The 23,421-nt window shown below is 50.6% G+C and carries 18 protein-coding genes; 5 read left to right on the top strand and 13 right to left on the bottom strand.

Annotation, left to right across the window (positions count from 1 at the left end; all coding sequences use genetic code 11):
* Positions 1 to 9: 9 nt before the first annotated feature.
* Complete coding sequence (locus ACYQ2L_RS11310) at positions 10 to 1,383, top strand: MATE family efflux transporter (protein ID WP_460055576.1); 1,374 nt, start codon at positions 10 to 12, stop codon at positions 1,381 to 1,383.
* A gap of 6 nt (positions 1,384 to 1,389) precedes the next feature.
* Here ACYQ2L_RS11310 and ACYQ2L_RS11305 read toward each other — a convergent pair whose 3' ends face one another.
* Positions 1,390 to 1,515, bottom strand: coding sequence for a PIN domain-containing protein (locus tag ACYQ2L_RS11305; RefSeq protein WP_460055573.1), 126 nt, complete (start codon positions 1,513 to 1,515; stop codon positions 1,390 to 1,392).
* Between the two features lie 100 nt (positions 1,516 to 1,615).
* On the opposite strand from ACYQ2L_RS11305, the gene ACYQ2L_RS11300 reads away from it, so the two are divergent.
* Positions 1,616 to 3,145 carry a S10 family peptidase gene (locus tag ACYQ2L_RS11300; RefSeq protein ID WP_460055569.1) on the top strand — a complete coding sequence of 510 codons (1,530 nt, stop codon included), beginning with the start codon at positions 1,616 to 1,618 and terminating at the stop codon, positions 3,143 to 3,145.
* Between the two features lie 419 nt (positions 3,146 to 3,564).
* On the opposite strand, the gene vapC is transcribed toward ACYQ2L_RS11300, so the two are convergent.
* The gene (gene vapC / locus ACYQ2L_RS11295) at positions 3,565 to 3,966 is read right to left on the bottom strand and encodes a type II toxin-antitoxin system tRNA(fMet)-specific endonuclease VapC (RefSeq protein WP_460055566.1); all 402 of its coding nucleotides are present in this window, start codon (positions 3,964 to 3,966) and stop codon (positions 3,565 to 3,567) included.
* Positions 3,966 to 4,193, bottom strand: coding sequence for an antitoxin (locus ACYQ2L_RS11290; protein WP_460055563.1), 228 nt, complete (start codon positions 4,191 to 4,193; stop codon positions 3,966 to 3,968). The genes vapC and ACYQ2L_RS11290 overlap by 1 nt, the downstream gene beginning before the upstream one ends.
* Positions 4,194 to 4,401: 208 nt before the next feature.
* Here ACYQ2L_RS11290 and ACYQ2L_RS11285 point away from each other — a divergent pair, with 208 nt between their 5' ends.
* Complete coding sequence (locus tag ACYQ2L_RS11285) at positions 4,402 to 5,478, top strand: ankyrin repeat domain-containing protein (protein ID WP_460055560.1); 1,077 nt, start codon at positions 4,402 to 4,404, stop codon at positions 5,476 to 5,478.
* 61 nt (positions 5,479 to 5,539) lie between these two features.
* Complete coding sequence (locus tag ACYQ2L_RS11280) at positions 5,540 to 6,727, top strand: ATP-binding protein (protein WP_460055557.1); 1,188 nt, start codon at positions 5,540 to 5,542, stop codon at positions 6,725 to 6,727.
* 30 nt (positions 6,728 to 6,757) lie between these two features.
* Here ACYQ2L_RS11280 and ACYQ2L_RS11275 read toward each other — a convergent pair whose 3' ends face one another.
* The 4 genes from ACYQ2L_RS11275 to ACYQ2L_RS11260 all read right to left on the bottom strand — a co-directional run bounded on the left by ACYQ2L_RS11275 (position 6,758) and on the right by ACYQ2L_RS11260 (position 13,064).
* Positions 6,758 to 8,914 carry a heavy metal translocating P-type ATPase gene (locus tag ACYQ2L_RS11275; protein ID WP_460055554.1) on the bottom strand — a complete coding sequence of 719 codons (2,157 nt, stop codon included), beginning with the start codon at positions 8,912 to 8,914 and terminating at the stop codon, positions 6,758 to 6,760.
* Between the two features lie 3 nt (positions 8,915 to 8,917).
* Positions 8,918 to 9,295, bottom strand: a complete 378-nt coding sequence (locus tag ACYQ2L_RS11270) for an ArsR/SmtB family transcription factor (RefSeq protein ID WP_460055551.1) — start codon at positions 9,293 to 9,295, stop codon at positions 8,918 to 8,920.
* Positions 9,296 to 9,529: 234 nt separating this feature from the next.
* Positions 9,530 to 12,214: a PhzF family phenazine biosynthesis isomerase gene (locus tag ACYQ2L_RS11265; protein ID WP_460055548.1), complete on the bottom strand. Its 2,685-nt coding sequence runs from the start codon at positions 12,212 to 12,214 to the stop codon at positions 9,530 to 9,532.
* The gene (locus tag ACYQ2L_RS11260) at positions 12,195 to 13,064 is read right to left on the bottom strand and encodes an SDR family NAD(P)-dependent oxidoreductase (RefSeq protein ID WP_460055544.1); all 870 of its coding nucleotides are present in this window, start codon (positions 13,062 to 13,064) and stop codon (positions 12,195 to 12,197) included. Before ACYQ2L_RS11260 ends, ACYQ2L_RS11265 begins: the two co-directional genes overlap by 20 nt.
* Before the next feature lie 61 nt (positions 13,065 to 13,125).
* On the opposite strand from ACYQ2L_RS11260, the gene ACYQ2L_RS11255 reads away from it, so the two are divergent.
* Entirely contained in the window at positions 13,126 to 14,907 is a 1,782-nt protein-coding gene (locus tag ACYQ2L_RS11255) for an HD-GYP domain-containing protein (RefSeq protein WP_460055541.1), read from the top strand.
* Between the two features lie 20 nt (positions 14,908 to 14,927).
* Here ACYQ2L_RS11255 and ACYQ2L_RS11250 read toward each other — a convergent pair whose 3' ends face one another.
* The 6 genes from ACYQ2L_RS11250 to ACYQ2L_RS11225 all read right to left on the bottom strand — a co-directional run bounded on the left by ACYQ2L_RS11250 (position 14,928) and on the right by ACYQ2L_RS11225 (position 23,412).
* Positions 14,928 to 15,806 carry a carbohydrate ABC transporter permease gene (locus ACYQ2L_RS11250; RefSeq protein WP_460055537.1) on the bottom strand — a complete coding sequence of 293 codons (879 nt, stop codon included), beginning with the start codon at positions 15,804 to 15,806 and terminating at the stop codon, positions 14,928 to 14,930.
* Positions 15,799 to 16,689: a carbohydrate ABC transporter permease gene (locus ACYQ2L_RS11245; RefSeq protein WP_460055534.1), complete on the bottom strand. Its 891-nt coding sequence runs from the start codon at positions 16,687 to 16,689 to the stop codon at positions 15,799 to 15,801. Before ACYQ2L_RS11245 ends, ACYQ2L_RS11250 begins: the two co-directional genes overlap by 8 nt.
* A complete protein-coding gene (locus ACYQ2L_RS11240) occupies positions 16,679 to 17,959 on the bottom strand; it encodes an ABC transporter substrate-binding protein (protein ID WP_460055531.1) in 1,281 nt (426 codons plus the stop codon). Before ACYQ2L_RS11240 ends, ACYQ2L_RS11245 begins: the two co-directional genes overlap by 11 nt.
* 380 nt (positions 17,960 to 18,339) lie before the next feature.
* On the bottom strand, positions 18,340 to 21,027 hold the full coding sequence (locus ACYQ2L_RS11235) for an HAD-IC family P-type ATPase (RefSeq protein ID WP_460055526.1): 2,688 nt from the start codon (positions 21,025 to 21,027) through the stop codon (positions 18,340 to 18,342).
* Between the two features lie 59 nt (positions 21,028 to 21,086).
* A complete protein-coding gene (locus tag ACYQ2L_RS11230) occupies positions 21,087 to 21,578 on the bottom strand; it encodes a glutathione peroxidase (RefSeq protein WP_460055523.1) in 492 nt (163 codons plus the stop codon).
* Between the two features lie 76 nt (positions 21,579 to 21,654).
* Positions 21,655 to 23,412 (bottom strand): ABC transporter ATP-binding protein, encoded by a 1,758-nt coding sequence (locus ACYQ2L_RS11225; RefSeq protein WP_460055520.1) that lies wholly within the window; start codon positions 23,410 to 23,412, stop codon positions 21,655 to 21,657.
* Between the last annotated feature and the right edge of the window lie 9 nt (positions 23,413 to 23,421).

The following is a 23,421-nucleotide window of genomic DNA, read 5'->3' as shown; positions in this document are numbered from 1 at the left end:
CTGTCATATATGCAAACCCAATCCCGTTTCGATGTGCTCCATGGGCCGGTTTTACCAGCGCTGGTCAAAATGGCCTTGCCTGCGAGCATAGGATTTTTCTTCAACACTATGTACAACGTGGTGGACACCTACTGGGCAGGAACCCTGTCAACCGAAGCCCTCGCCGGTCTGTCCCTGAGTTTCCCCATGTTCGGCGTCCTGCTGGCGGTGGCCATAGGTACAAGTTCAGGAAGCAATGCCCTAATTGCTAATTATTTAGGTGCCGGAAAAGAAGCCGAGAGCAGGAAGATTCTTGCCCAGTCCCTGTCATTCGGGTTCATCCTTACCATTATCCTCGCAATTCCGGTATTCTTTGCGCTCCGGCCTATCCTCAGCATTCTCGGTGGGGGAACCGAAGCCCAGGATGCTGCCCTGGCGTATACCCGGATAATTATTGCAGGTGGAATTTTCTTTGTTCTCAATCAGGTATGGAATTCCGGTCTCCAGGCCAGGGGGGACACCAGGACCTTCCGGAATATTTTGGTTGTCAGCTTCTTTGTGAATGTTGGCCTGGATCCATTGTTCATGTTCGGTTGGCATCCCTGGGGATTTACAATAATTCCTGCAATGGGAGTACGGGGAATTGCCCTTGCCACTATTCTTGTTCAGGCGGGGGGTATTTTTTATATTGCCAGAAGAGGAAGGGCCCTTGAAATTCTGAAGGATATCCGTCCCGGAGATTTCATTCCCCGGAGAGAAGCTTTCAGAGAAATCCTTGGCCAGGCACTACCGGGAATGCTCAGTTTTTTAACAATGGCGGCAGGAACCTTTGTTATAACCGGCTACGTTGGCCGATTCGGCACCGCAGCAGTAGCGGGTTACGGTTCGGCAATTCGGATCGAGCAAATTGCCCTCATACCAACTATCGGGCTTAACATTGCGCTGGCTACCATGGTTGGTCAAAGCAATGGAGCCGGAAAAATCGAAAGAATCCGCCAATCCTACAGGGTAACCCTGCTATCGGGGCTGGGAATTTTCCTGGTCCTGTACCCATTCATTTTCCTGTTTGGCCATCGGCTTATAGGGATATTTAATGACAATCCCGATGTTATGACCGTGGGAACAGCGTATCTCCGTATTCAGAGTGTTACCTTTTATAGTTACGTCATTCTGTTCCAGGCAAATTCAATTCTTCAGGGTCTGAAACGCCCCGGAGCTATTTTCTGGATCGGATTGTATCGCCAGTTGGGAGCGCCCCTGGGTGTATTTACCCTCCTGGCATTTGCCCTTGGAATGGGGGTCAATGGTGTATGGTGGGGTATTGCATTGGTTAACTGGAGTGCCGCAATTTTTACCTGGTGGTGGAGCTGGCGCTTGATTCATCAGCGGGAGCAGATGCTCTAAGCAGTTCTAACTACTCAAACCTGTATGCCATGGATTTACGAGCTGGATACCTGAGGCTTCGAAATCATCTGTATTTCTGGTTGCAAGAATGAAATCGCGATGGGATGCCTGTGCGGCCAGCAAGCTATCCATGAGCGGGAGTTTCACGCCTTTGCATTCGAGACTTGCAGGCACACCGAATGCCCCCTACTATGGAGACACTAATCAATCAAACTACAGGTAGGTAATCAGCATGGAATCGAAAACAAATCGCGGTGCATCAAGCAGCCACAGCATGAAAACTGACAGCGGGACTATACAATACACGGCAACAGCAGACTGGATTATTCTCCGGAAAAACGAAAAGCCCACGGCTGAAATGTTCTACATAAGCTATGTTGCCGAGTCCGAAACTCCCCGCCCACTGACCTTCGTGTTCAACGGCGGCCCGGGCGCATCCTCGGTCTACCTGCATCTCGGAGCACTAGGACCGCAGCGCGGGCAATTCACAGAAACCGGACAGGCACCGCCTCCGCCCTACCAGCTTTGTGACAACGAATCTACCTGGCTCGAGTTCACCGATCTGGTGTTTATTGACCCAATCGGCACCGGTTTCAGCCGTATGATCGATGGCTCCGACAGCAAAAAACAGGACAAGAACAGCGAAAACAGCAGCGCGGCTTCCCGCACTGCTGACTCGAATGACTCAGCCGGGTCTGCCGGGTCTGCCGATCCTGCCGGCGCAGGGAACCAGGAATCATCTGAATACTGGCAGCTCAAACGTGACCTCGAATCACTCTGCGAAGGAATCCGCAGCTACCTGTCCGCAAATCACCGCTGGGAATCAGCCGTGTATCTTGCCGGCGAAAGCTACGGGGGATTCAGAACAGCCAAACTGAGTAAACTCCTGCAGAAAGACTACGGAGTCGGACTTGCCGGGGCCATAATTATCTCCCCGGCTTTGGAATTCACCCTGCTGGACGGATCCGATTACGATGCCCTCATGTGGCTCGATACCTTCCCGACCATGGCTGCCGCCGCATGGGTACACGGCCGGGCACGCAAGGTACAAAAAGATGAGCCGATGCGTGACTACATGCAACGCGCTGCCAGATTCGCCGTACAGGACCTGCTGCCAGTGCTGGCCGCTGGAGATATGTTCGGAGCCGAACAGCGCAAGCGCGTCCTCAATCAGGCAGCCGACTACATCGGACTGCCCAGGGAAACTCTCATAAAGAAAGGCGGACGCATCGCGATCGACTATTTCGTAAAAAACCTCCTGCGCGATCAGGACCAATACCTTGGGCTCTACGACGCCGCCCTCAGCAGCAGCGACCCCTACCCCGACCGCGACAGTCTCGACGCCCCCGACCCCACCCTGCACCAGGTCAGCCGCGTCTTCGCCGCCGGGATCAACACCCAGCTACGGAAACACATCGGCCTGCAGACCGAGCGCGACTACAATCTGCTCAGCCAGCTCGTAAACACAAGCTGGAAAATCGACACCCGCAAACACGCCCTTGAATCCCAGGTCGGCGCCACCGATGACCTCCGTTACGGCATGAGCCTCAACCCCGACATGAAGGTCGTTATCTGCCACGGCATATTCGACCTCGTCACCCCCTGGTTCGCCGCCGAACGCATTACCCACCTCATGAAACTGACCGATGAACAGCGCAGCAAGCTCAGCCTCAAATACTACGACGGCGGCCACATGTTCTACACCTGGGACAACAGCCGACGGGCATTCCGCGACGACGTCCGCCAACTCTACCTGAAGTAATATTCAGGGCGCGCCCCCCGGATTATCCATGTCCAGGTCATACTATTCCTGGATACCGGGGGTCCGGCTCTGCAGGGCTCCGGTCCCGGGCTTGAGTAGTTAGAAGATGGCACCATGAGTCTATAAAATAATGTTTCTCTATCATTATTTACAAAAACATACATCATTATCGTAATTTGTGCTTATATTTCTGGCTGTAAACTATGATAGAGAAACTACATAGCAGTAAGGCTTGGTGCCATCTTCTAACTACTCAATACAGCCCGTGACAGCCGCCTCCGGCGGCTCCCTTCCGATCCGTCGCGCAAAGCAAGGCCAACCGTCAGCGGTTCAGCAATTGCGTCCTGGCGTAGCCTGGTTGGTGGTAAAATTCCTTATGCAAGTTCGGTGACAAAGCAGTTGTCTGCTCGAACTCGTTGTTATGATTCTGCCCAATTTTCAATTTTTATCCCGGGGATTCTTTCAAATTCCTTTACATTGTTTGTAACTAATATTAAATCTCGACTAACAGCCATGCTTCCTATAAAAGTGTCAATGACTCCAATTGGTTGCCCATGAATTTCTAAATATGCTCTTATTTTTCCATAATTTTCACAATCATGGTTATCATATTTAATTACATTAAATGGAAGTAGAAACTCGACTAAGGTGTTTTTATTTTTTTTAGGGTCGCTACTTTTTTCACACCCATACAGTAATTCGGAAAGAGTAAAAATTGAGATATTTAAATTGGCTGGATTGACATCTTTAATTCTATCTCTTGCGTATTGATTGGATTTATTTTTAACATAGATAATTATATTTGTATCCAACAAATACATTAGAAAATTTCTCTTTTATCAGCAACTTCTATCCCACGATCTGACATGAAATCTTCAGTAAAATTATTTACTGAACGATCAAATACATCCCAGAGTTTATTTTTTTCTACTATTACTAGAATATCATCAATTTTATTCATATAAATTTCTTCTTCATTAAAACGATATTCTTTGGGTAGACGAATCGCTTGGCTACGACCTGACATAAATGTTTTTGTTTTTACCATAACAGTTTCCTTGATACTACCAAGGTACTACCATTGCAAAAATAGTGCAAGAGAAATTCTTGCGCGAAGCGTCAACATAACATGGCAGATTTGCCATGTTGGTGTAGGCACTTCCAAGTCGATTAAAGATTATTGTATGAGGAAATTGCACGATTACCTGCAATTTCCTCTATACTTACAGTGTTTCGCGTATACCAGGAGGCATATTTTGCAATTTTTTCGTACACTACTAATTTCTCTGTTTCTTATCGGAGCAATATCAGTGCATGCTCAATCCGAGTTCGATGCCATAGACCGTGCTGCATCCGGAAGTGCAGACCAGATGCAGGAACTCATAGAGAATGGAATCGATATTAATCTGAGTAATGAACACGGCTACAGCCTTCTTATGATTTCTGCGCTCCATGATAACTATCCGGTATTTGAATACTTGCTGAAGCAGGGAGCGGATGCCAACTGGACCAGCAGTAAGGGCATGTCAGTAAATCTGGCAGTGGCATATTTTTCTACCGGAAATTTTGATGCGGCATGCAGGCTGCTGAACGAATCAGGTCACAACATAAACAAAGCTGGTGCCTTCAATATGTCCCTGCTACATTACCTGGTTTTCTCCTGTGATTACGAAAAGATTAAAACTCTCATGGAATACAAGCCGGATCTCAGACTGCAAGATACCGCCAACTTCTTCCGCCCCATTGATATGCTGCAGCTAAGTATCTATGAATACAGCGATATCAGCGAGATTCATGATGAACAGATAGCAGAAGTCCAGAAGATTCGGGAACTACTCATTCAACACGGTTCTCCGGATATTTCCTTTGCTCCATTAACTATCGCGAATTTCGGAAACTTCCTCTTTGTTCACTTCAGAGCAATTATATCAGTCATTCCAGGAATAGATTTAGGAAGACTGAACCAGGGGAAGTACTTCACCATATACAACAATGGTATGCAGGATATAGCGCGAATCGACATCCAGAGCGTGGAAGAGATGTATACCGACCAGGGTCTTGATGTCGAGGTCAAGGTATATCACGCTGATTTTGAAGCAGTAATCGAGGAATGCATACAATCAGAATCGGGCTATTTCCTGATAGCAAACACTGCCAACAGTCCCTTGAGCGGACAGAACTGGGTAAATATTAACTCAGTAGAGTACGACGATCATTTTCTTGATGCGCTTACTACCAACAGGTGGCTGGAACCGATTGACTATCGCTTCTCTGATATTGCACAGCTGATCACCATACGATTAAATTCTCATGACCAAAGCTCAGCACAGTAGTTTCCAGTAAAAATGCAGACCTCACTTGCGAATATGTTACATATTCGCTATTATTACTTGCATGAATGCATACCTGCATCGAAAACTTGACATGAACAACTTGCTGGCGGATCGCTCCTGTTTTCTACTCGGCCCTCGACAGTCGGGAAAATCTAGCTATATCCGCCATCAGCTCATAGAAACACCAGCTCTCACGGTTGATTTTCTCGAACAGGATACCTTCTACCTCTATCAGCGCGAACCATCACGATTGCGGCATATAAGTGAAGCAAAAAAACTGCACGATACGCTGATTATTATCGATGAAGTTCAGCGGCATCCCGACATCCTTCAGGATGTACATTGGCTTATTGAAAATCGACAAATACGCTTTCTGCTCACCGGTTCCAGCGCACGGCAGCTAAAACGTAAAGGAACCAATCTCCTGGGAGGCCGAGCCAGAATGCGGAACCTCCATCCATTAAGTTGGTCTGAAATTACTGATTTTTCTCTTGAAAAGGCACTGTACCGCGGCTTACTACCGCCACACTGGTTCAGCAATCTGGTGGACGAAGACCTGGCAGCCTATGTCGGGCGCTACCTCTCCGAGGAAATTGCTTCAGAGGGTATGGCTCGTTCTCTGCCCGAATTCAGTCGTTTTCTTGAAGTCGCAGCGGCAATGAACACTCAGACAATCAACATGAATGCCACTGCCAGCGATACCGGTGTCAGCAGACAAACCATCAGCTCCTGGTTTCAGATTCTATATGACACCCATATCGCATACCGACTGGAGCCCTGGCGCCAACAGGTGACGCGTAAACTTACCACCATGTCAAAGTTCTATATGTTTGATCTCGGTGTTTCCCGATTTCTCAAACGACTTGGGACAATAGAGCCGGGAAGCAAGGATTTTGGCGATGCCTTTGAGCATTTCATTTTTCTGGAACTGCAGACCTGGATTGACTACTGCAGTCCGAAATCACGCTTATCGTACTGGAGAACTCAACGCGGTGAATATGAAGTCGATTTTATCCTAGAACTGGACAAGAACAAGCAGATTGCTATCGAAGTGAAGGCTGCTACACACATTACAGGCAAGCACCTGAGTGGACTGCGGGCAATTCAACAGGAGGGCATTGCTGACCGCCACATTCTGGTCTCCCGCGAGCCAGAGCCACGGAAGCCAGGAGATGATAACATTCTTATTCTACCCTGGGAGAATTTTCTGCACAGACTCTGGAACACTCAGTTATGGACAGAGGACTAAAGCAGTATAAACAAGACCGTCTACCCGTTCTTAAAAGCGCCTCGAGTAGCGCAGAGTCCGGGTAGCGTTGAGGACCGCCAGCAGGGCGACTCCTACATCGGCTATGACCGCTTCCCACATGCTGGCGACGCCGAAGGCTCCGAGAGCCAGAAACCCCGCTTTCACCAGCAGTGCCAGGGAAATATTCTGCATTACGACCATGCGTGTGTGCTGTGCGACACGAATTGCAGAAGCAATTCCGTCCAGCTTATCATCCATAAGAACCACGTCTGCGGCCTCGATTGCTGCATCGGAGCCGAGTGCCCCCATTGCAATACCGACATCGGCACGCATGAGAACCGGGGCGTCGTTGATTCCATCCCCTACGAATGCCAGGCGCTCGCCTTTGGGCAGTTGAGTGCTCAGCTCTTCCAGCTTCGCAACTTTTTCTTCGGGTAAAAGCTCGGCATACCAGGAATCGACTCCGGCAGCCTCAGCCACCTGACGGGCAACATTTGAGTTGTCACCAGTGAGCATAAGCACCTGCTTTATCCCGAGTGTATGGAGATCGGCAATGGCTTCAGCAGCCTCTGCTTTCAACTCGTCTGTTATGACTATATAACCTGCATATACCCGGTCAATAACGACATACACAACTGTACCGGGTATTTCACAGTCTGAGTGCTCAATGTTTTCACGGTGCAGCAGGCGATCACTGCCCAGCATTATCTCCTGATTGCCGACCCGGGCAATAACACCATAGCCCTTCTCCTCTCTCACCTCCATGTCATCCACTGCTTCCAGGCTTTGTCCATAGGCTCCACGTATTGACCGTGCGATCGGGTGACTTGAGTGGGCCTCGGCAGTGGCCGCAAGCCTCAATAGCTCCCCGGCATCAAAGCCGTTCCGCGGGACGGTCTGGCTTACCTGGAAAACACCCTTGGTAAGGGTGCCGGTCTTGTCTAATACAATTGTGGTGACATCCTTCAGGGTGTCGATGTAGTTCGCTCCCTTTATGAGAATACCTCTCCGGGAAGCCCCGCCGATTCCTCCGAAATAGCCCAGGGGCACAGAAATCACCAGTGCGCAGGGGCAGGAGATGACAAGCACCACCAGAGCCCGATAGACCCAATCACCCAGAACGGCTCCGGGCAGAAGAAGTGGCGGCAAAAAGGCAATAGCAGCAGCGATAGCTACCATAATCGGAGTATAGACTGCAGCGAAGCGGGAAATGAACTTTTCGGTAGGGGCTTTTCTCGCTGCGGCATCTTCCACGAGTTCAAGAATGCGGGCAACCGATGATTCAGCATAGGGCTTGGTCACCCGAATCCGAATCGTAGCAGAATCATTCACAAATCCGGAAAGCACGCTGTCTCCTGTGGATACCGAACGCGGAACAGATTCACCGGTAAGTGCCGAGGTATTCACCAGGGACTCACCTTGAATGATCTCTCCATCGAGAGGAACTCTTTCTCCGGGCCGCACCTCCAGCACCGCACCAATTTCTATCGATTCAGGGGACAGCTCAATCAAGCCATTGCTGCTGACCAGACGCGCCGAGTCCGGGCGTAGATCCATCAAGGCAGAGATTGATCTGCGAGATCTGCCCACCGCTATATCCTGCACGTATTCACCGACAGAATAGAAGAGCATGACCGCGACTGCCTCTGCCAGTTCATGAATCAGTATCGCTCCAAGGGTTGCTACCGTCATGAGAAACATTTCGTCAAAGACCCGGCCGCGTCGGATATTTCTCGCTGCACTCAGCAAAACCGGTGCTCCAACCAGAAGATATGCAGTCAGGAAAACCAGGTACTCTGCACTGTGAAATGCGGTAGCGTGGAGGTGTTGTCGGTACACGAGACCAATACCTGCCAGTATCATGGCCAGAACAATACGAGCAACATGCCAGATCCTGCGCTGCCTGTTCGCGGTATCAGCGCCATCTGAAAGACCGGCCTTGTTCTGCCGGTCGATCTGTTGGGCCTGTTCAGTATCAAGAATCCTTACACCCGGTTCAACAGCTGATAGCTCTGCACGTGCTTCCTCCAGTCTGTCCGCGGGAATAAGAATTGCTTCTGTTGCAAAACTCACGCTTGAGCCCTCGAATCCATTGAGTTTTTGCAAGGCTACTTCAAGATTATTGGCGCACTGTGCGCAGTCCAGACCTTGTATCCGGTATTTCTTCATTTCAGTTTGATTCGGCATGGTCTACCTTCCGTCGATATAATGCTCGCGGGCGACCTGGATTAAGGAAAGCACATGATCATCATCCAGTGTATAGAACATCTGCTTACCATCGCGCCGTGCTCGAACCAGTCTCATAGTCCTGAGCAGCCGTAGATGGTGAGATATTGCAGGAAGGCTCATATCCAGCAGATACGAGAGATCGCAGACACATAGCTCCTGCTGCGAAAGCAGGTAGAGAATCTTCGTACGTGTCTCATCTGCAAGAGCCCGGAAAAGCTCGGAAAGCCCGGAGACCTCCAGCAGTGCACCCCGCAGATCCGCTTCATGCTCCGTGCAGCTCAAACTGTATTCGGTACAGATGTCGCTGTTTCTTTTATCATGAGAAATAGATTCCGGCATGCTCTGGCCTCCTTACAATATAACAATTAAGCAACTGTTTAAGTGTACGGGATACATGTACCTTCGTCAACCTCAGATGTCACCCAACGAAAGCGGAACTCACGCTGAAATCACTAAAAACCCTATCCTCCCTGACTCATCTCTTCTTATTCATGGAACACCTCTTCGGTCTCAGCCCCAGAAAATTTCGAAGAAAACAGATTGACAGTACCAGCTGTGAAAACCAGTTCAATTTCATAAGCTGCCGGAAATATCCGGGGTCTGTGAGCCAGCAAGTTTGCGATAAAAATCCTGAAGGGTAAAAAAGGCCAGTTTTCGGGTCTTTTTATCCTCGGCCAGCAATCCCTTGCGGTTGTAACCCTTCTGATAACGATTTGTGCGCCGGGGACAGCGAAAATCATGGAGTATCCAGGGGGAAATGCCCTGCACATATGGGGTGCTGCCCAGAATCGAGAGCTGTGTTTCATATATATGCTGCTGCCGGTCTTCGGTGAAGAAGTCATCACGTGAACCACGGTGTCCAGCCAGAGCTCCGCCGCCGAACTCACAGACGAATACAGGTTTATCGGGCTGACTGTTCAGGAAGAAGGCAGGAAGCTTGCGGTAGTCCGGATCATACCAGCCGTAGTATTCATTCACCCCGATTATATCCAGATATTCAGTCAGCCTGTCCTCAATCCGGTTATCTACATGATTCCCCAGACAGGCCGCGGAAACCAACCGTGTCGGGTCAAGTTCCCGGGCAAGCTCTGCGAGGGTCTTCATAAAATGCAGCCGTTCATCGCTGTCAGGATTCTCGTTCCCCACTGACCAGATTACGATGCTGGCACGGTTTCTGTCGCGGAGAATCATCTCCTTCAGCTGATTTGATGCATTTTCCAGGCTGACAGAATTTCCGAAATCTATGTTCCAGTACACCGGAATCTCTGACCAGAGCATAAGTCCCAGCTCATCGGCGATTCTGGCTGCGTGTCGGGAATGAGGGTAATGAGCCAGCCGCATGTAGTTACAACCAAGCTCTCTGGCCGTCATCATGTCCTGGCGGATTTCCTCCGGACTGAGGTACTTTCCTCCCCGGAGGCTGTCCTCATGACAGGATACTCCTCTGAAAAAGACGGGTTTTCCATTCAACAGAACCTCTCTGCCGCGGACTTCTATCCGACGAAATCCTATATGCTCCTCGATCCGGTCATCCGGGGTAGAGAAGACAACCCGGTACAGCCGGGGATTTTCCGGGGTCCATAGTTCCGGATCTGCATCGAAAACAGCCTGGACCTTACCTGCCTCTGCATGGAAACTGCGGGAGATACCAAGCTCGGGAATTTCAACCTGCACCGCTTGATTCAAAACTTCCCCATCCAACTCCACAAGCAGCTGCAACTGGTCGTTGGAGCCAGGTGCCAGGGACAGCGCTGCAGATCGCAGGAAGGTTCGGGGAACCCGGACAAGCTGGACATCACGGTACAGTCCTCCATAGTTGAACCAGTCGGTGTTCGACATTGGCACCTGATCATCCGCTCTGCTGTTGTCTACCACGACCAATATTCTGTTGTCTTGCTGTACATACTCCGTAATCTCAACAGAAAAGGGAGTAGACCCGCCTTCATGAAAACCAAGATACTGCTTGTTCAGAAAGACAAAGCCCTTGTACTGAATGCCATCAAAATGCAGAAAAATGCGCTCATCCTGAACGACATGGCAACTGAATTTCCTGGTATACACCCCCACACCTTCATACCAAAAGTACTCCGGTTTTTGGGTATTCCAGCAGGAAGGAACCTGAACCTCTTCCCAGGCCTCAAAATCATAATCAGGGGGAATTGCAAAACCGTCATGCTCATGAACTTCAGCATACCACCTGGCACGAATACTGGTCGCATACTGATCAATTGTAAAATTCCATATTCCGTTCAGACTCTCGGTTTTTCTGCCTTCAGTCTGGATTAATGTACGGTTATCGAGAACCCTGGACTTCAGTTCTTCGAATACTTTTCGGCTGTGTATTGCATCTGAGTGGTTTTTTGGGGCATCCGACAACAGTCGTCCCTCAGCGACCGGAAAGACCTTGCCCCCGACATGAACGGCGATACGGCCCTGATCATCCTTGGCACGCAGATGCAAAATCGATTTTCTGTCTATTTCATAGCCCTGTTCGGAACGGATATCCAGGGGTCCCTTTCCGAAAAATGTGTGCTTGTAGAGATAGGCCGCCAGACAGCCGTTGGCGCTTCCGGTTGCAGGATCTTCAGGAATTCCGAAAAGATCAGCGAACATACGGCAGTTCACAGAGTTTCCGGCTTCGTAGGTCTCGGGGCAGAACAGCAGAATCGGCAGCATTCCGCCCGAGCCGAAATACGCCTTCATTTCGGCAGCATTGCCCGACGCCTGTTTCATCCGATCCAGGCTCCGGACTGGAATAATGAGAAACTCAAGCCCGGTGGAGACGACCTGCACGGGGTAGTCAGGCAGAATATCCTCAGGTTCCAGTCCGCACAGCGAGGCAGCAGCAGCCGGATCATGAACGGCACCGAAGACGGGTTCAATCTGGCGCATCCACTGCAGCTTCGAGGAATCATCGAAATCAACCGGAATTATACCAGCGGCAAGATCAAGCTCGATTCTGGTCGGCTGTCCCACTGCCAGCTCCTGTCGGATAAGCCAGGCAGTTCCCAGGGTCGGGTGACCAGCGAAGGGCACCTCGTTTTCGGGGGTAAAAATCCTGACCTTCCAGCGGGAGATTTCGCCGCTCTGCGCAGGCCGGGATGCCTGCGGGAAGATAAAGCTGGTTTCTGAAAAGTGAAACTCCTGAGCAATACGCTGCATTTCTGCAGTACTGATTGGAGCATCTGCCAGCACTACGGCCAGCTGATTTCCACTGTACTTTTCTCTGCCGAATACATCAACGATCCAGTATTTCATGTATCATCTCCTCACTTATTTTCCAGAGCCGCTGGGCTGTGTCAGTATTCAGGGCTTGCGATCCCGGCTTCACCTGTTTCATACGATACCAGTATGTCCCGCTTTCGGCCCCTGTCTGCGGAGCTGTCGCAAGGAATAAAGCGGTAGCCGCCGCCTCTTCAGGCGACTGAAAGAAAGGCTTCAGCATGCGCATGATTCCAGCACCGAAGCCGGTCTCCCGATTTACCCCCATCTGTGAGGCAACTGCGCCCGGGTGCACCGCATACACCTCAGCACCAGTGTCCTCAAGACGCTGGGCTAATTCAAGGGTAAAGAGAAGATTTGCCAGTTTTGACTGGGCATATGACTGCCACAGCCGGTATTTATTTTCGAGATTAATATCCTCAAAATGAATTCTACCGATTTTATGTGCGCCGGAGGAGATGTTTATAATTCTCGCGATGCTGCCTTTTTTCAGCTTGCTCTTTTTCAGGCTGTCCAGTAGCAGATTCGTCAGCAGGAAATGTCCGAGATGATTCACGGCAAACTGCAACTCATAGCCATCGCGACTTTCCTGACGCCGGGGAGTAATAAGACCGGCATTGTTCACCAGAATATCCAGAGATCCATGCCCCTCACAAAAGTCCATGGAAAATCGCCGTATATCCTCAAGCGAGGAAAGGTCACAGATCATAAGACTGATTGCTGCGTCCGGCTGCTGCGCAAGTATATCCTGCCGGGCAGCCTCACCGCGCTCTGCATTCCTGCACATCATGACAACATGCAGGCCCTCCGCAGCCAGTCCGGCAGTAATGGCCTTGCCAAGGCCCGAATTTGCCCCGGTGACCAGGGCATTTCTTTTCTGATTCATGTAAACAGTATAGCAACATTCCTGTACAACTGGCCATCGATCAATTAGAATATGAAAGTACATGAAAAGCTTTATTCATCGAATGAACAGAATCATTCAGGGTGGAATTCTCCTTGTACTGGTCCTCGGACTTTTCGGGGGAGCATATCTGTTCCTTGGTCTTGAAGGCATACGCGCCGGTGATAATCAACGCATTCTCCTGAATACGGTAAACAGTGCTATAAGCTATATAAATCAGTTGAGAGCAGATTTTACAGACAAGGGAGATTTGGTCGATTGCCCTATTATTGAAGCCGAGCTTGCTGCAAGGTTTGAAAACCTGGGAAATGTCATGCAGGAGCAGAAACGCCACATAGGACATCTTCAGCAGCCGAGACCACCTGAACTCCCCTACAGTCCGGATGATCTTCAGCAGGCTATCAGTGAACTGGGCAATATTGCCCGTGCTGGAGCGAATGTATACCAGGAAGTCCGCAACAAGGTGTATTATTACTCGATTGCTCTGACTGTTACCGGCTTTATCCTGATCCTTGTCATCATGACACTGGCGCTATATTTCAGGAAATTCGTTCTTGATTCATTCCGCTACATTATTTCTGGCAGTGATCATCTCCATGGCATAATTATGCACGATGAATCAGCAGCAAAGATGCGCCTGCCGGGCTGGCAGGAGGAGGCACGGTTCAAGGGCATAATCGATTCCCTTGAAAAGGTAATCTTCCAGGAACGGGAGCTGAGTGAGAATATTCCAAGTATTACGCTGGAGGATTTTCTGCCAGCGCTCAAGCAGCTTATTGAACCTATCGTAAGTTTTGAACGCATTGCACTGGCTTTTCTCGACCGCAGTGGAGATGTAATTGCCGAAAGTGCCATCAGCTCACAGAAACCCATACTGCTCGAAGCAGGCTTTGTGGAAGGAATAGACGGCACTAGCCTCGGAAAGCTGGTCAGCAGCAGAAGAGGAAGGATTATTACTGACCTTGAGAGCCATTACCGCGAGGTCAATCAATCCCGGGCTACCGAATTACTGCTGGAAGAAGGCATGCGCTCAAGTCTTACAGTCCCGCTCATATTCAATGATACTTGTATCGGCTTCCTGTTTCTGTCCAGTACCAGCCCCAGGCGCTTCAATGCTGAGCACCTCGCGGCAGTGTATCATCTCGTCCAGATCTACAAGCAGTCATTGTATTATCAGCATCTGCTGCAGCAACTTCTTGCAGAAACCTCCGAAGCCTTTGTCCGGCTCATGGAGAAGAAGGACAACGAGACATCACTGCATATCCTGCGAATGACTCGTTATTCGCACCTGATCGCCAGGGAATACCTGCAGCAGAATCCCGGTGAACAGCCGGCCCGCTTTGTCCGTGAGATTATGTGGTTCGCTCCCCTGCATGACATCGGCAAGGTCGGTATTCCGGACAGCATTCTCCTGAAACCCGGGCCCCTGACAAAGGACGAATTTGCGGTCATGCGCAGTCACGTCGATATGGGGGTTTCGGTAATCAAGGGGATAAGCGCTGGAATTAGCAGAGTCCTGGATATGAACCTCATGAAGACCGCAATCGAGCTGGTCGAGACCCATCACGAGAAATTTGACGGCAGCGGCTACCCGCAGGGACTGGCAGGAGAGAACATTCCTTTATCCGGCCGGATCATTGCCGCTGCAGACGTATTCGATGCTCTGACCAGCCGCCGGCCATACAAGGAAGCATGGCCGGTCGAGCGCGCGCTCAAGGTTATCCGCGAGGAAACCGGCCGGCACTTCTGCCCGAAGGTGATCAAGGCCATGGAAGCTGTTCTGCCGGATATTCTCGGTGTGTATGAGAAATATAAGGAAGTGTAGTTTCCTCGGCTGCAATCAGTCTAGTTCGCAAGTGAGCCAGCAGTCAAACCACGTATGAAATATTTACCGGATACGACATAGATAAAAAGCGTGGGTAATCCAGCGATTATTGCTCCTGCCATATCAACATTATATTCCTTTACGCCGGTACTGGTATTTACCAGATTATTCAACGCGACTGTTATCGGCTGGCTGGCACTGCCCGAGAATGAAACACCAAAGAGAAAGTCATTCCATATCTGTGTTGTTTGCCAGATAACTGCTACGACAAAGATCGGACCGGAGATCGGCAGGAGTATCTGCAGAAAAATCCGGAGAAAGCCTGCTCCATCGAGCTTGGCCGAGTTCATCAACTCATCGGGTACAGTGACATAGTAATTACGGAAAAACAGTGTCGTGAAGGGAATGCCATATACTACGTGAACAAAGACCAGTCCCTGAACGCTCTGTGCCAGTCCCATCGCCCCGAGGGTCCGTGACATCGGCAGCAAAATTACCTGAAAGGGTATAAAACAGCCAAAGAGAAGCATAATAAAGAGGCCATCGCTACCCTTGAACCGCCACTTTGCAAATACATACCCATTCACCGATCCAATCATTGTTGATAGAAATACGGCAGGGACTACCATAGATACCGAGTTCAGAAAATAACGATGCAATATGTTCCAGGCTTTTTCCCATGCTGCAAAGGTCAACTCGGACGGCAGTGAAACAAGTGTCCCGCTGCGAATGTCAGCGAGTGTTTTCACGGATGTGTTGAGCATAATCAGAAAGGGAATAATGAACATGAACGCAACAGTAATCAATGCAGTATATATCAACACGCGGTAGATTATCTGCTCAGGATGAGGTGATCGCTTTATAGCGAAGGCTTTGCTCTGCACTGCATAATTAGACATCGCGGGTACTCCTCAATGAAGAAACGAGATACGGAACCACTACAATCATAACCATAACCAGCATTACGACCGAGCTGGCGGCTCCCATCGCCAGGCGGTCGTAGCGGAATGAAAAATCGTACATAAAGGTGGAAGGCATGTCGGTTGCGTTTCCCGGGCCGCCCTGGGTGAGCACCATTACCAGGTCAAAGGTTTTAATGGATAAGTGAACCAGAATTACCAGTGAACTGAGAATTACCGGCCGCAGGGCCGGTATAAGTATTGACCAGTATATGACCGGGAGAGATGCCCCATCGACCTGGGCTGCCTGCAGAATTGATGTATCGTGACTGCGCAGACCGGCCAGAAAAAGGCATACGATATAGCCTGAGGACTGCCATACGGCTGCCAGAACAATCATGTAGATTGCAAGGTTCGAGTCCACGAGCCAGCGGAACGTAAAATCACTGAACCCGAGCGAGCGGACCAGCCGCTCGATGCCCAGGGATGGATTCAGGATCCATTTCCAGATTGTTCCGGTTACAATAAACGACAATGCCATTGGGTACAGGTACACCGTCTGCAGCAGCCGCGAAGCACGCACTTTCTGGTCGAGTAGAATTGCCAGAACCAGGCCGATGACAATACATGATGCAGTAAACAATGTGGTAAAGATTACCAGATTCCGCATCGCCACAATCCAGCGCGGCTGCTCAAGAAACAGACTGATGTACTGCCTTATCCCGACAATATCATATCTCGGGAGCATCCTTGAATCCGTCAAGGACAGCCATATGGTCCAGAGTATGAAGCCGTAGAAAAATACCATTACTATCGCAAATGTCGGCACCAGCGTAATCCTGGGAGCCAGGCCGTCCTTACTGTAGTTCCGTTTAAAGCGCACCGCGAACCGCCCTTGCCATCGCCTGTGCAGCATCAGCTGAACTCATATTTGAGTTAACAAATGCGGTAACGGTATCCAGCATTGCTCCTCGTACTGCACGTGAGACGGCCATTTCATGCGCCATACTCGGAACCAGGTCACCACTTTCTGCCGAAGCCGCAAAATCTCTCATGGAATCCCTGGCAGGTCCATCAAAGGGATCGGGAGACATATCGGTGCGGACAGGAATTGAACCCTTGTTGATGTTGAAGATTTCCTGGAACTCAGGTTCAAGAATCTGCTGGGCCATTGCTCTTTGTGCTGATAATGCGGACGGATCGCGAACATTAAACATAATGAAGCTGTCCACATTGAACAGAAACTGATGTTGGGTTTGCGGCACAGGTACTGCAATATAATCAACTCCAGGCTCTTGACCGGCAGCTGCAAATTCACCCTTTGCCCAGTCTCCCATGATCTGCATGGCGGCATCGCCTTCAATAATCATTGAGGTAGCAAGATTCCAGTCCCGGCCTGGCGCGCCAGGATCTGTATAGCTATGAACCATACGGAGGGTGTCAAATATCTCGATCATTTTGGGACTGTTAATAGCCTCAAGATCCGCTTTGACCATTGTATCAATGTAGAAATCGGTACCGCCGACGCCTGCCACAATCGCCTCGAAAACGGTTGCTTCCTGCCAATCCTGACCGCCCCATGCCACAGGAATAAAACCGGCCTGCTGTATCTGCCGGGCAGCACGCTCAAACTCAGCCCATGTCCCTGGAATTTCGACTCCTGCTGCGTCCATTACCTCGGGGTTTACCCACATCCAGTTAGTCCGGTGCACATTTACCGGTACAGCGACATAATGCCCTTCGAATTTCATGATATCAGCCAGCACTTCCGGTATGAAGGCATCCCACTGATCAGCATCCGCAATCGTATTCAGGTTGGCTAAGAATCCTTCGACCGCCCAATCCTGAATCTGCGGTCCTTTTACCTGGGCTGCTGTTGGAGGATTACCAGCAACCGCACGTGAGCGCAGAGCTGTCATAGCCGCATCACCACCGCCGCCTGCAACTGCGAAATCAACCCAGGAGTGGCCCTGCTGCTGCAGCATTGACTTGAGCTCCGCAACTGCGGCCGCTTCTCCACCAGATGTCCACCAGTGCAGAACCTCTACAGTCCCCGAGAGATGCGCATAATCCCCTACATCTGGCGCATCTTCAGTACATGCCGTCAGCAAAATGCTCAGCAACACTAAAAGCAGAATACTCATTTTTTTCATCTTTTTCCTCCCTGGAAAATTTCCATACTCCGAAAACCTTAAGTTCATCGTAAGCGGGAGGATTTAGAGGCGTCTACAGGAACTTTGCTGTGTTTCGCAGCATTCTCTTGATGCACTTTGATTATATGATTGAATACAGGATTATCTTTGCATCATGTTAATGCGGATCTGCCTGTTCAGCGAATCAGCAATTCAAGATGTGCGCCAGCACATAGCTCAAGACAATGTGTTTGCATGTCAAAAATCTCTAATCGAATTGGAAGCACATACACCAACATGGCAGATCTGCCATGTTGGTGTAGACACTCACACGAGACATAGAGATTTTTGATTTTTTACAGCACAACCTTCCATGTACAGGCGCACATCTTGAATTGCTGTCAGCGAATCAATCTGCGCGTAATTGCCTTCTCTATTTCTACTATGCAGAAAACTGCGGCTCCGGCAGCGGCGAGCATAAGCCAGGCAGCAGCCGGAAGCAATGCTGTTCCGAACAGGGTCTGCATGAAGGGCAGATAGGTAAAGCCGAGCTGCAGGCCAAGCAGCACAGCGATAAGCAGAAACGACAGGCGGTTGTTGAAGATGTTCCTGGTCAGGCTGGGGCCATGCAGGCGGCGCACACTGAAAAGATAGAAGGTGTGGGCGATGACCAGCATATTCACGGCCAGGGTACGGGCTGTTGCAAGCTCACCGCCGAATAGTTCCATATGATACACCAGGGTAAATGCACCAAGACTCATGCCTCCGCTCAACACTGACATGAACACCACGCGCCAGAGAAACTCGGGGCCAAGTATCGGCTCGTCATGCGCCCGCGGCGCTTTCTTCATCACCGCTTGCTCCATCGGTTCCACGGTTAGGGCCAGAGCGAGGGTAACAGCGGAGACCATGTTTACCCAGAGGATCTGCACGGGGCTGATCGGCAGGGTCATTCCCAGAAGCAGGGCTGCAATAATGACCATGGCTTCGGCACCATTGGCCGGCAGCAGAAAGAGTATCGTCTTCTTTATGTTATCGTAAATAGTCCGCCCTTCCTCGACGGCATGGATTATGGAAGCAAAGTTGTCATCTGTAAGCACCATTTCAGCGGCTTCCTTGGTGACCTCGGTACCTTTTATTCCCATTGCTATGCCGATATCGGCCCGTTTGAGGGCCGGGGCATCGTTCACCCCGTCACCGGTCATACCGCAGAGCAGGTTCTGTTTCTGCAGGGCTTCCACCAGTTTCAGCTTGTGTTCCGGGCTGGTTCGGACGAAGACGCTGTGCTTCATGACGGCCTCAAGAATCTCATCATCGCTCATGGCTGAAAGCTCTGATCCGCTGACCGCACCAGCCTCGACGTCTATTCCGAGCTGCCCGGCTATGGCCGTTGCCGTTACCGAATGGTCACCGGTAATCATGATCACTCTGATTCCAGCTTCCTTTGCCTCCTCGATAGCTGCGATTACTTCATCTCGCGGGGGATCGATAATGCCGGTCAATCCAATCAGTACAAAGTCCTCACCGAGACTGTCATGATCGATGCTATCCTCATTGTCTGCCTTTCGGTAGGCGCAGGCAATAACCCGGTGTCCGCGGCCGGCGGTCTCGTCCATCCGGTTCTTCCATTCATCACGGTCGATTTCCCGCGGGCCGTCCGGCCCCAGTTCTTCCCGGCAGCGTTCGATAACCCGCTCAGGGGCCCCTTTCAGAAAAATCAGTCTTTCATCCTTAATCTGATTCAGGGTGGCCATGTATTTATGTTCTGACTCGAAGGGTATACTGTCGATTCGTTCGGGGTCAAAATCAAGCAGCCCCCCTTTACCTGCCAGGGCAACGAGCGCACCCTCGGTTGGACTGCCCTCAAGTTTCCAGCCCCCGGAAGACTCGCTGTCTTCTGATATACTGGCATTGTTACAGGCCTTTGCGCACTGAAGCAGGCGCTGCAGTACGGGATGATCTTCAGGATCCAGTTCTTCTTTATTCTCAGTTTTAATTGTGCCCTCGGGTGAATATCCAGTGCCTTCAACCAGGTAGAGGGCATCCGGGACCAGAACCTCTTTGACTGTCATTTCATTGCGGGTCAGGGTGCCGGTCTTGTCCGAACAGATTACGCTGACCGCACCGAGGGTTTCGACGGATGGGAGTCTGCGGATTATGGCGTGCCGTTTAGCCATGCGCTGTACACCGACCGCCAGGGTAATAGTAAGGATTGCCGGCAGCCCCTCCGGAATGGAGGCTACTACAATCGAAATGGCCGCCAGAAACATTTCGTCCAGTTCATAGCCGCGTACGAGCAGCCCGAAGGCAAAAAACCCCCCTGCAATCAACAGAATTACCAGCGAAAGCAGCTTCCCGAAATGATCGATCTTCTGCAGCAGCGGTGTTGTTTTCTCCTCGACATCGGAGATCATGGTATTGATGCGTCCAATTTCTGCCTGCTCTCCGGTGGCAATGACCACGCCCTTTGCCTCGCCGTAGGTTACGGTTGTACCGGAAAAACCCATATTCAGGCGGTCGCCAAGAACTGCATCCTCGGCCACTATATCGGTTTCCTTGCTGACCTCTTCTGATTCCCCGGTCAAAGGCGATTCTTCGACCCGTAGATTCTTGATCTCGGTAAAACGCATATCAGCCGGTATCTTGTCCCCGGATTTTACAAGCACGATGTCCCCGGGCACCAGATCAGCAGAGTCGATTGTCTGGCGCTTCCCGCCACGGATTACCAGGGCCTCAAGCGACAGCATATTCTTGATGCCTTCAAGGGCTTTCTCCGCTTTGCCCTCCTGCACAAAACTGACCAGTACGTTGACCAGAACCACTGCCAGGATAACCGCTGTCTCGATCCACTCTCCCATGAAGCCAGCAATGAGAGCTGCCCCCAGCAGAAGATAGATAAGGACGTTGTGGAACTGCAGCAGGAAGCGCATGAGCGGCCCCCTGCCCTTCCTCTCCGGCAATCGATTAGGTCCGTATTCCTCCAGTCTCGACTGTACTGTTTCCTGATTCAGACCCTGTCCGGCATCTACATCGAGATGCTTCAGGACCTCATCCTGTTCCATACTGTGCCATGTTTGATTCATTTCCATATATGAAAGATAGTACAGCTTGTTCTTCAGGTCAAAGGTATGCCACGGTATCGCACAGCTCAACCAAGCAGCTGCACTATGTCTGCTTCCATCGACAGGGGACTCACGTTCGGTTCATAGCGTCTGAAAGGATGTCCCTCGCGGTCAACAAGGAACTTGGTAAAATTCCACTTGATTTTATCGCCGAACAAAAATGACAATCTCCCCGCAGGCAATGACTTTTTGAGGTTTTCGAAAACCGGATGCACATCCGGTCCGTTAACATGAATCTTCTGCGTCAGTGGAAACGTGACCCCGAAATTCAGCTTGCATGCTGCAGCCATGGTGTCATTGCCTTCCGGCTCCTGATTGAGAAATTGATTGCAGGGAAAGCCGAGAACCACAAGACCCTTGTCAGCATATTTTTTATGCAGTTGTTCAAGCTCCTCGAACTGAGGTGCCAGCCCGCACTTGGTGGCGGTATTCACAATCAACAGCACCTTCGCCTTGAATTCAGACAGATTATGCTCGCTACCACGACTGTCACAATAAGACAGATCATATATGCTCATTTTTAATTCTCCTTACCTACAAGCGATAAAGATACAGATAAACCAGAGCAGGGGAAACAATTACCGGAACAGGAAATCAGGTTCCGGAGGTAAATCCCTGCACAGCAGCCAGTTCACGAAACAGACCGGATTCAGCCAGAAGAGCTTCGGGGCTACCGTCCTGGACTATACGCCCCTTGTCAAAGACAAGAATCCTGTCAGCCTCCATAATAGTCGAAAGCCGGTGAGCAACAATAAAGCTGGTACGGCCATGCGCAATAGTTGCCAGGGCCTGCTGAACGCGCTGTTCTGAATGTGAATCCAGCGCACTGGTAGCTTCATCGAAAATCAGTATCCTCGGATTCCGGTAAAAGGCCCGTGCCAGGACCAGACGCTGACGCTGCCCACCTGAAAGATTCGCGGCATGCTCGCCGAGATGGCTATGAATACCATCCGGTAGTTCCTGAACGAATTCCAGCGCATTAGCTGCCTTCAGGGCTTCTATAATCCGCACTTCATCGTCACGCTCCTCCGGTCCACGGGGGTCACCATAGCTGATGTTGGCAGCAATAGTGCCACTGAACAGAATCGGGGTCTGACCGACCACCGAGAGATAGCGTCTCATGGAACGCAGATCATGATCCCGGTAGGTCTGCTCATCGAGAAACACGTCTCCGTGCTCGGCCTGCAGGAACCCGATAATCAGGTTGATGAATGTTGTCTTCCCGCTGCCGGAAGGCCCGACGATACCAACCGACTGCCCAAAGGGAATACTCAATTCAGGAATCGTCAGGGCCGCTTCTGCCGAGCCCGGATACTGATACGCCAGATCAGCAATCCGGAAACTGCCCTCAACCCGCTCGAATTCAGGCTTCCCCCGATTGTTTTCCAGATCTGGCGCATCAAGGACCTCCGAAATAGAGAGAAATGATTCCCTTCCGCGGTACAGAACCGGCAGTATCGTGAGCAGGCTTGCCAGTGCATTGGATATCATGGCAAAAAAACTCTGATACAGTACAATGTCCCCCAGTGGAATCTTACCGATTATTGCCATCCAGGCGGAAAACACCAGGGCCAGCAGCGAAAAGAGCTGCAGAATCACCCATGTCCAGGCCCCGAAAACGGCATTGGTAATATCCAGCTCAAGGCCGGAACTGGTAATGCGCTGAAAGAAGGTCTCGATCTCATTGATCTCGGTCTCCTCCACGGCATGTGCCCTGGCAACCGGAAGCATCTCGATAGACTCGATAACCTTGGCCGAGAGTTTTTCCATATCCTTCCGGTATTCACGGTTATCCTTCTGCAGTTTTCCGGAGAACACGGTCCTGACCACATACATGAGCGGTATCGCACCGAGAAAAAACAGACTTACCAGGGGCTGCCGGACCGTAGTCACCCCGAAGACATAGACAAAGGAAATCAGTGCCGGCAGCAGACTCATTACAATCTGCTTCAGCGCAAGCTCGATCGCCTCAACATCACGCAGAAACTTGGCACTCAAACCACCACTCTGATTCTCCTGGTAATACAGTATACTGAGTTCCTGAAGCTTGCGGATGAGAGAGGTCCGCAGCTCCTTCTCAATATGACGGGAAGCCTGGGAAAAATACCGCACATGCAGGGCCTGAAACGGTACATTCAGAACCAGGAGCACCGCAATAATCAGGGTAGGAGTAATCTGCGAGAACAGGTCCTTGCCGTCCACCACCGAGTTGATCAGCCCTGACACATACAAGGGCAGCAGCCATACCGGGGAATGTTTCACAAGAAAAAAGAGGAACGACAAAAAGAGCTTTCCGGATCTGGCAATTATTATACGCCGTACCAGGACAGACTGTTGACTACTGGAATTCAAGACACACCT

The organism is Spirochaeta dissipatitropha (assembly GCF_054657935.1).
This window is presented reverse-complemented; position numbering and strand designations above follow the sequence as displayed.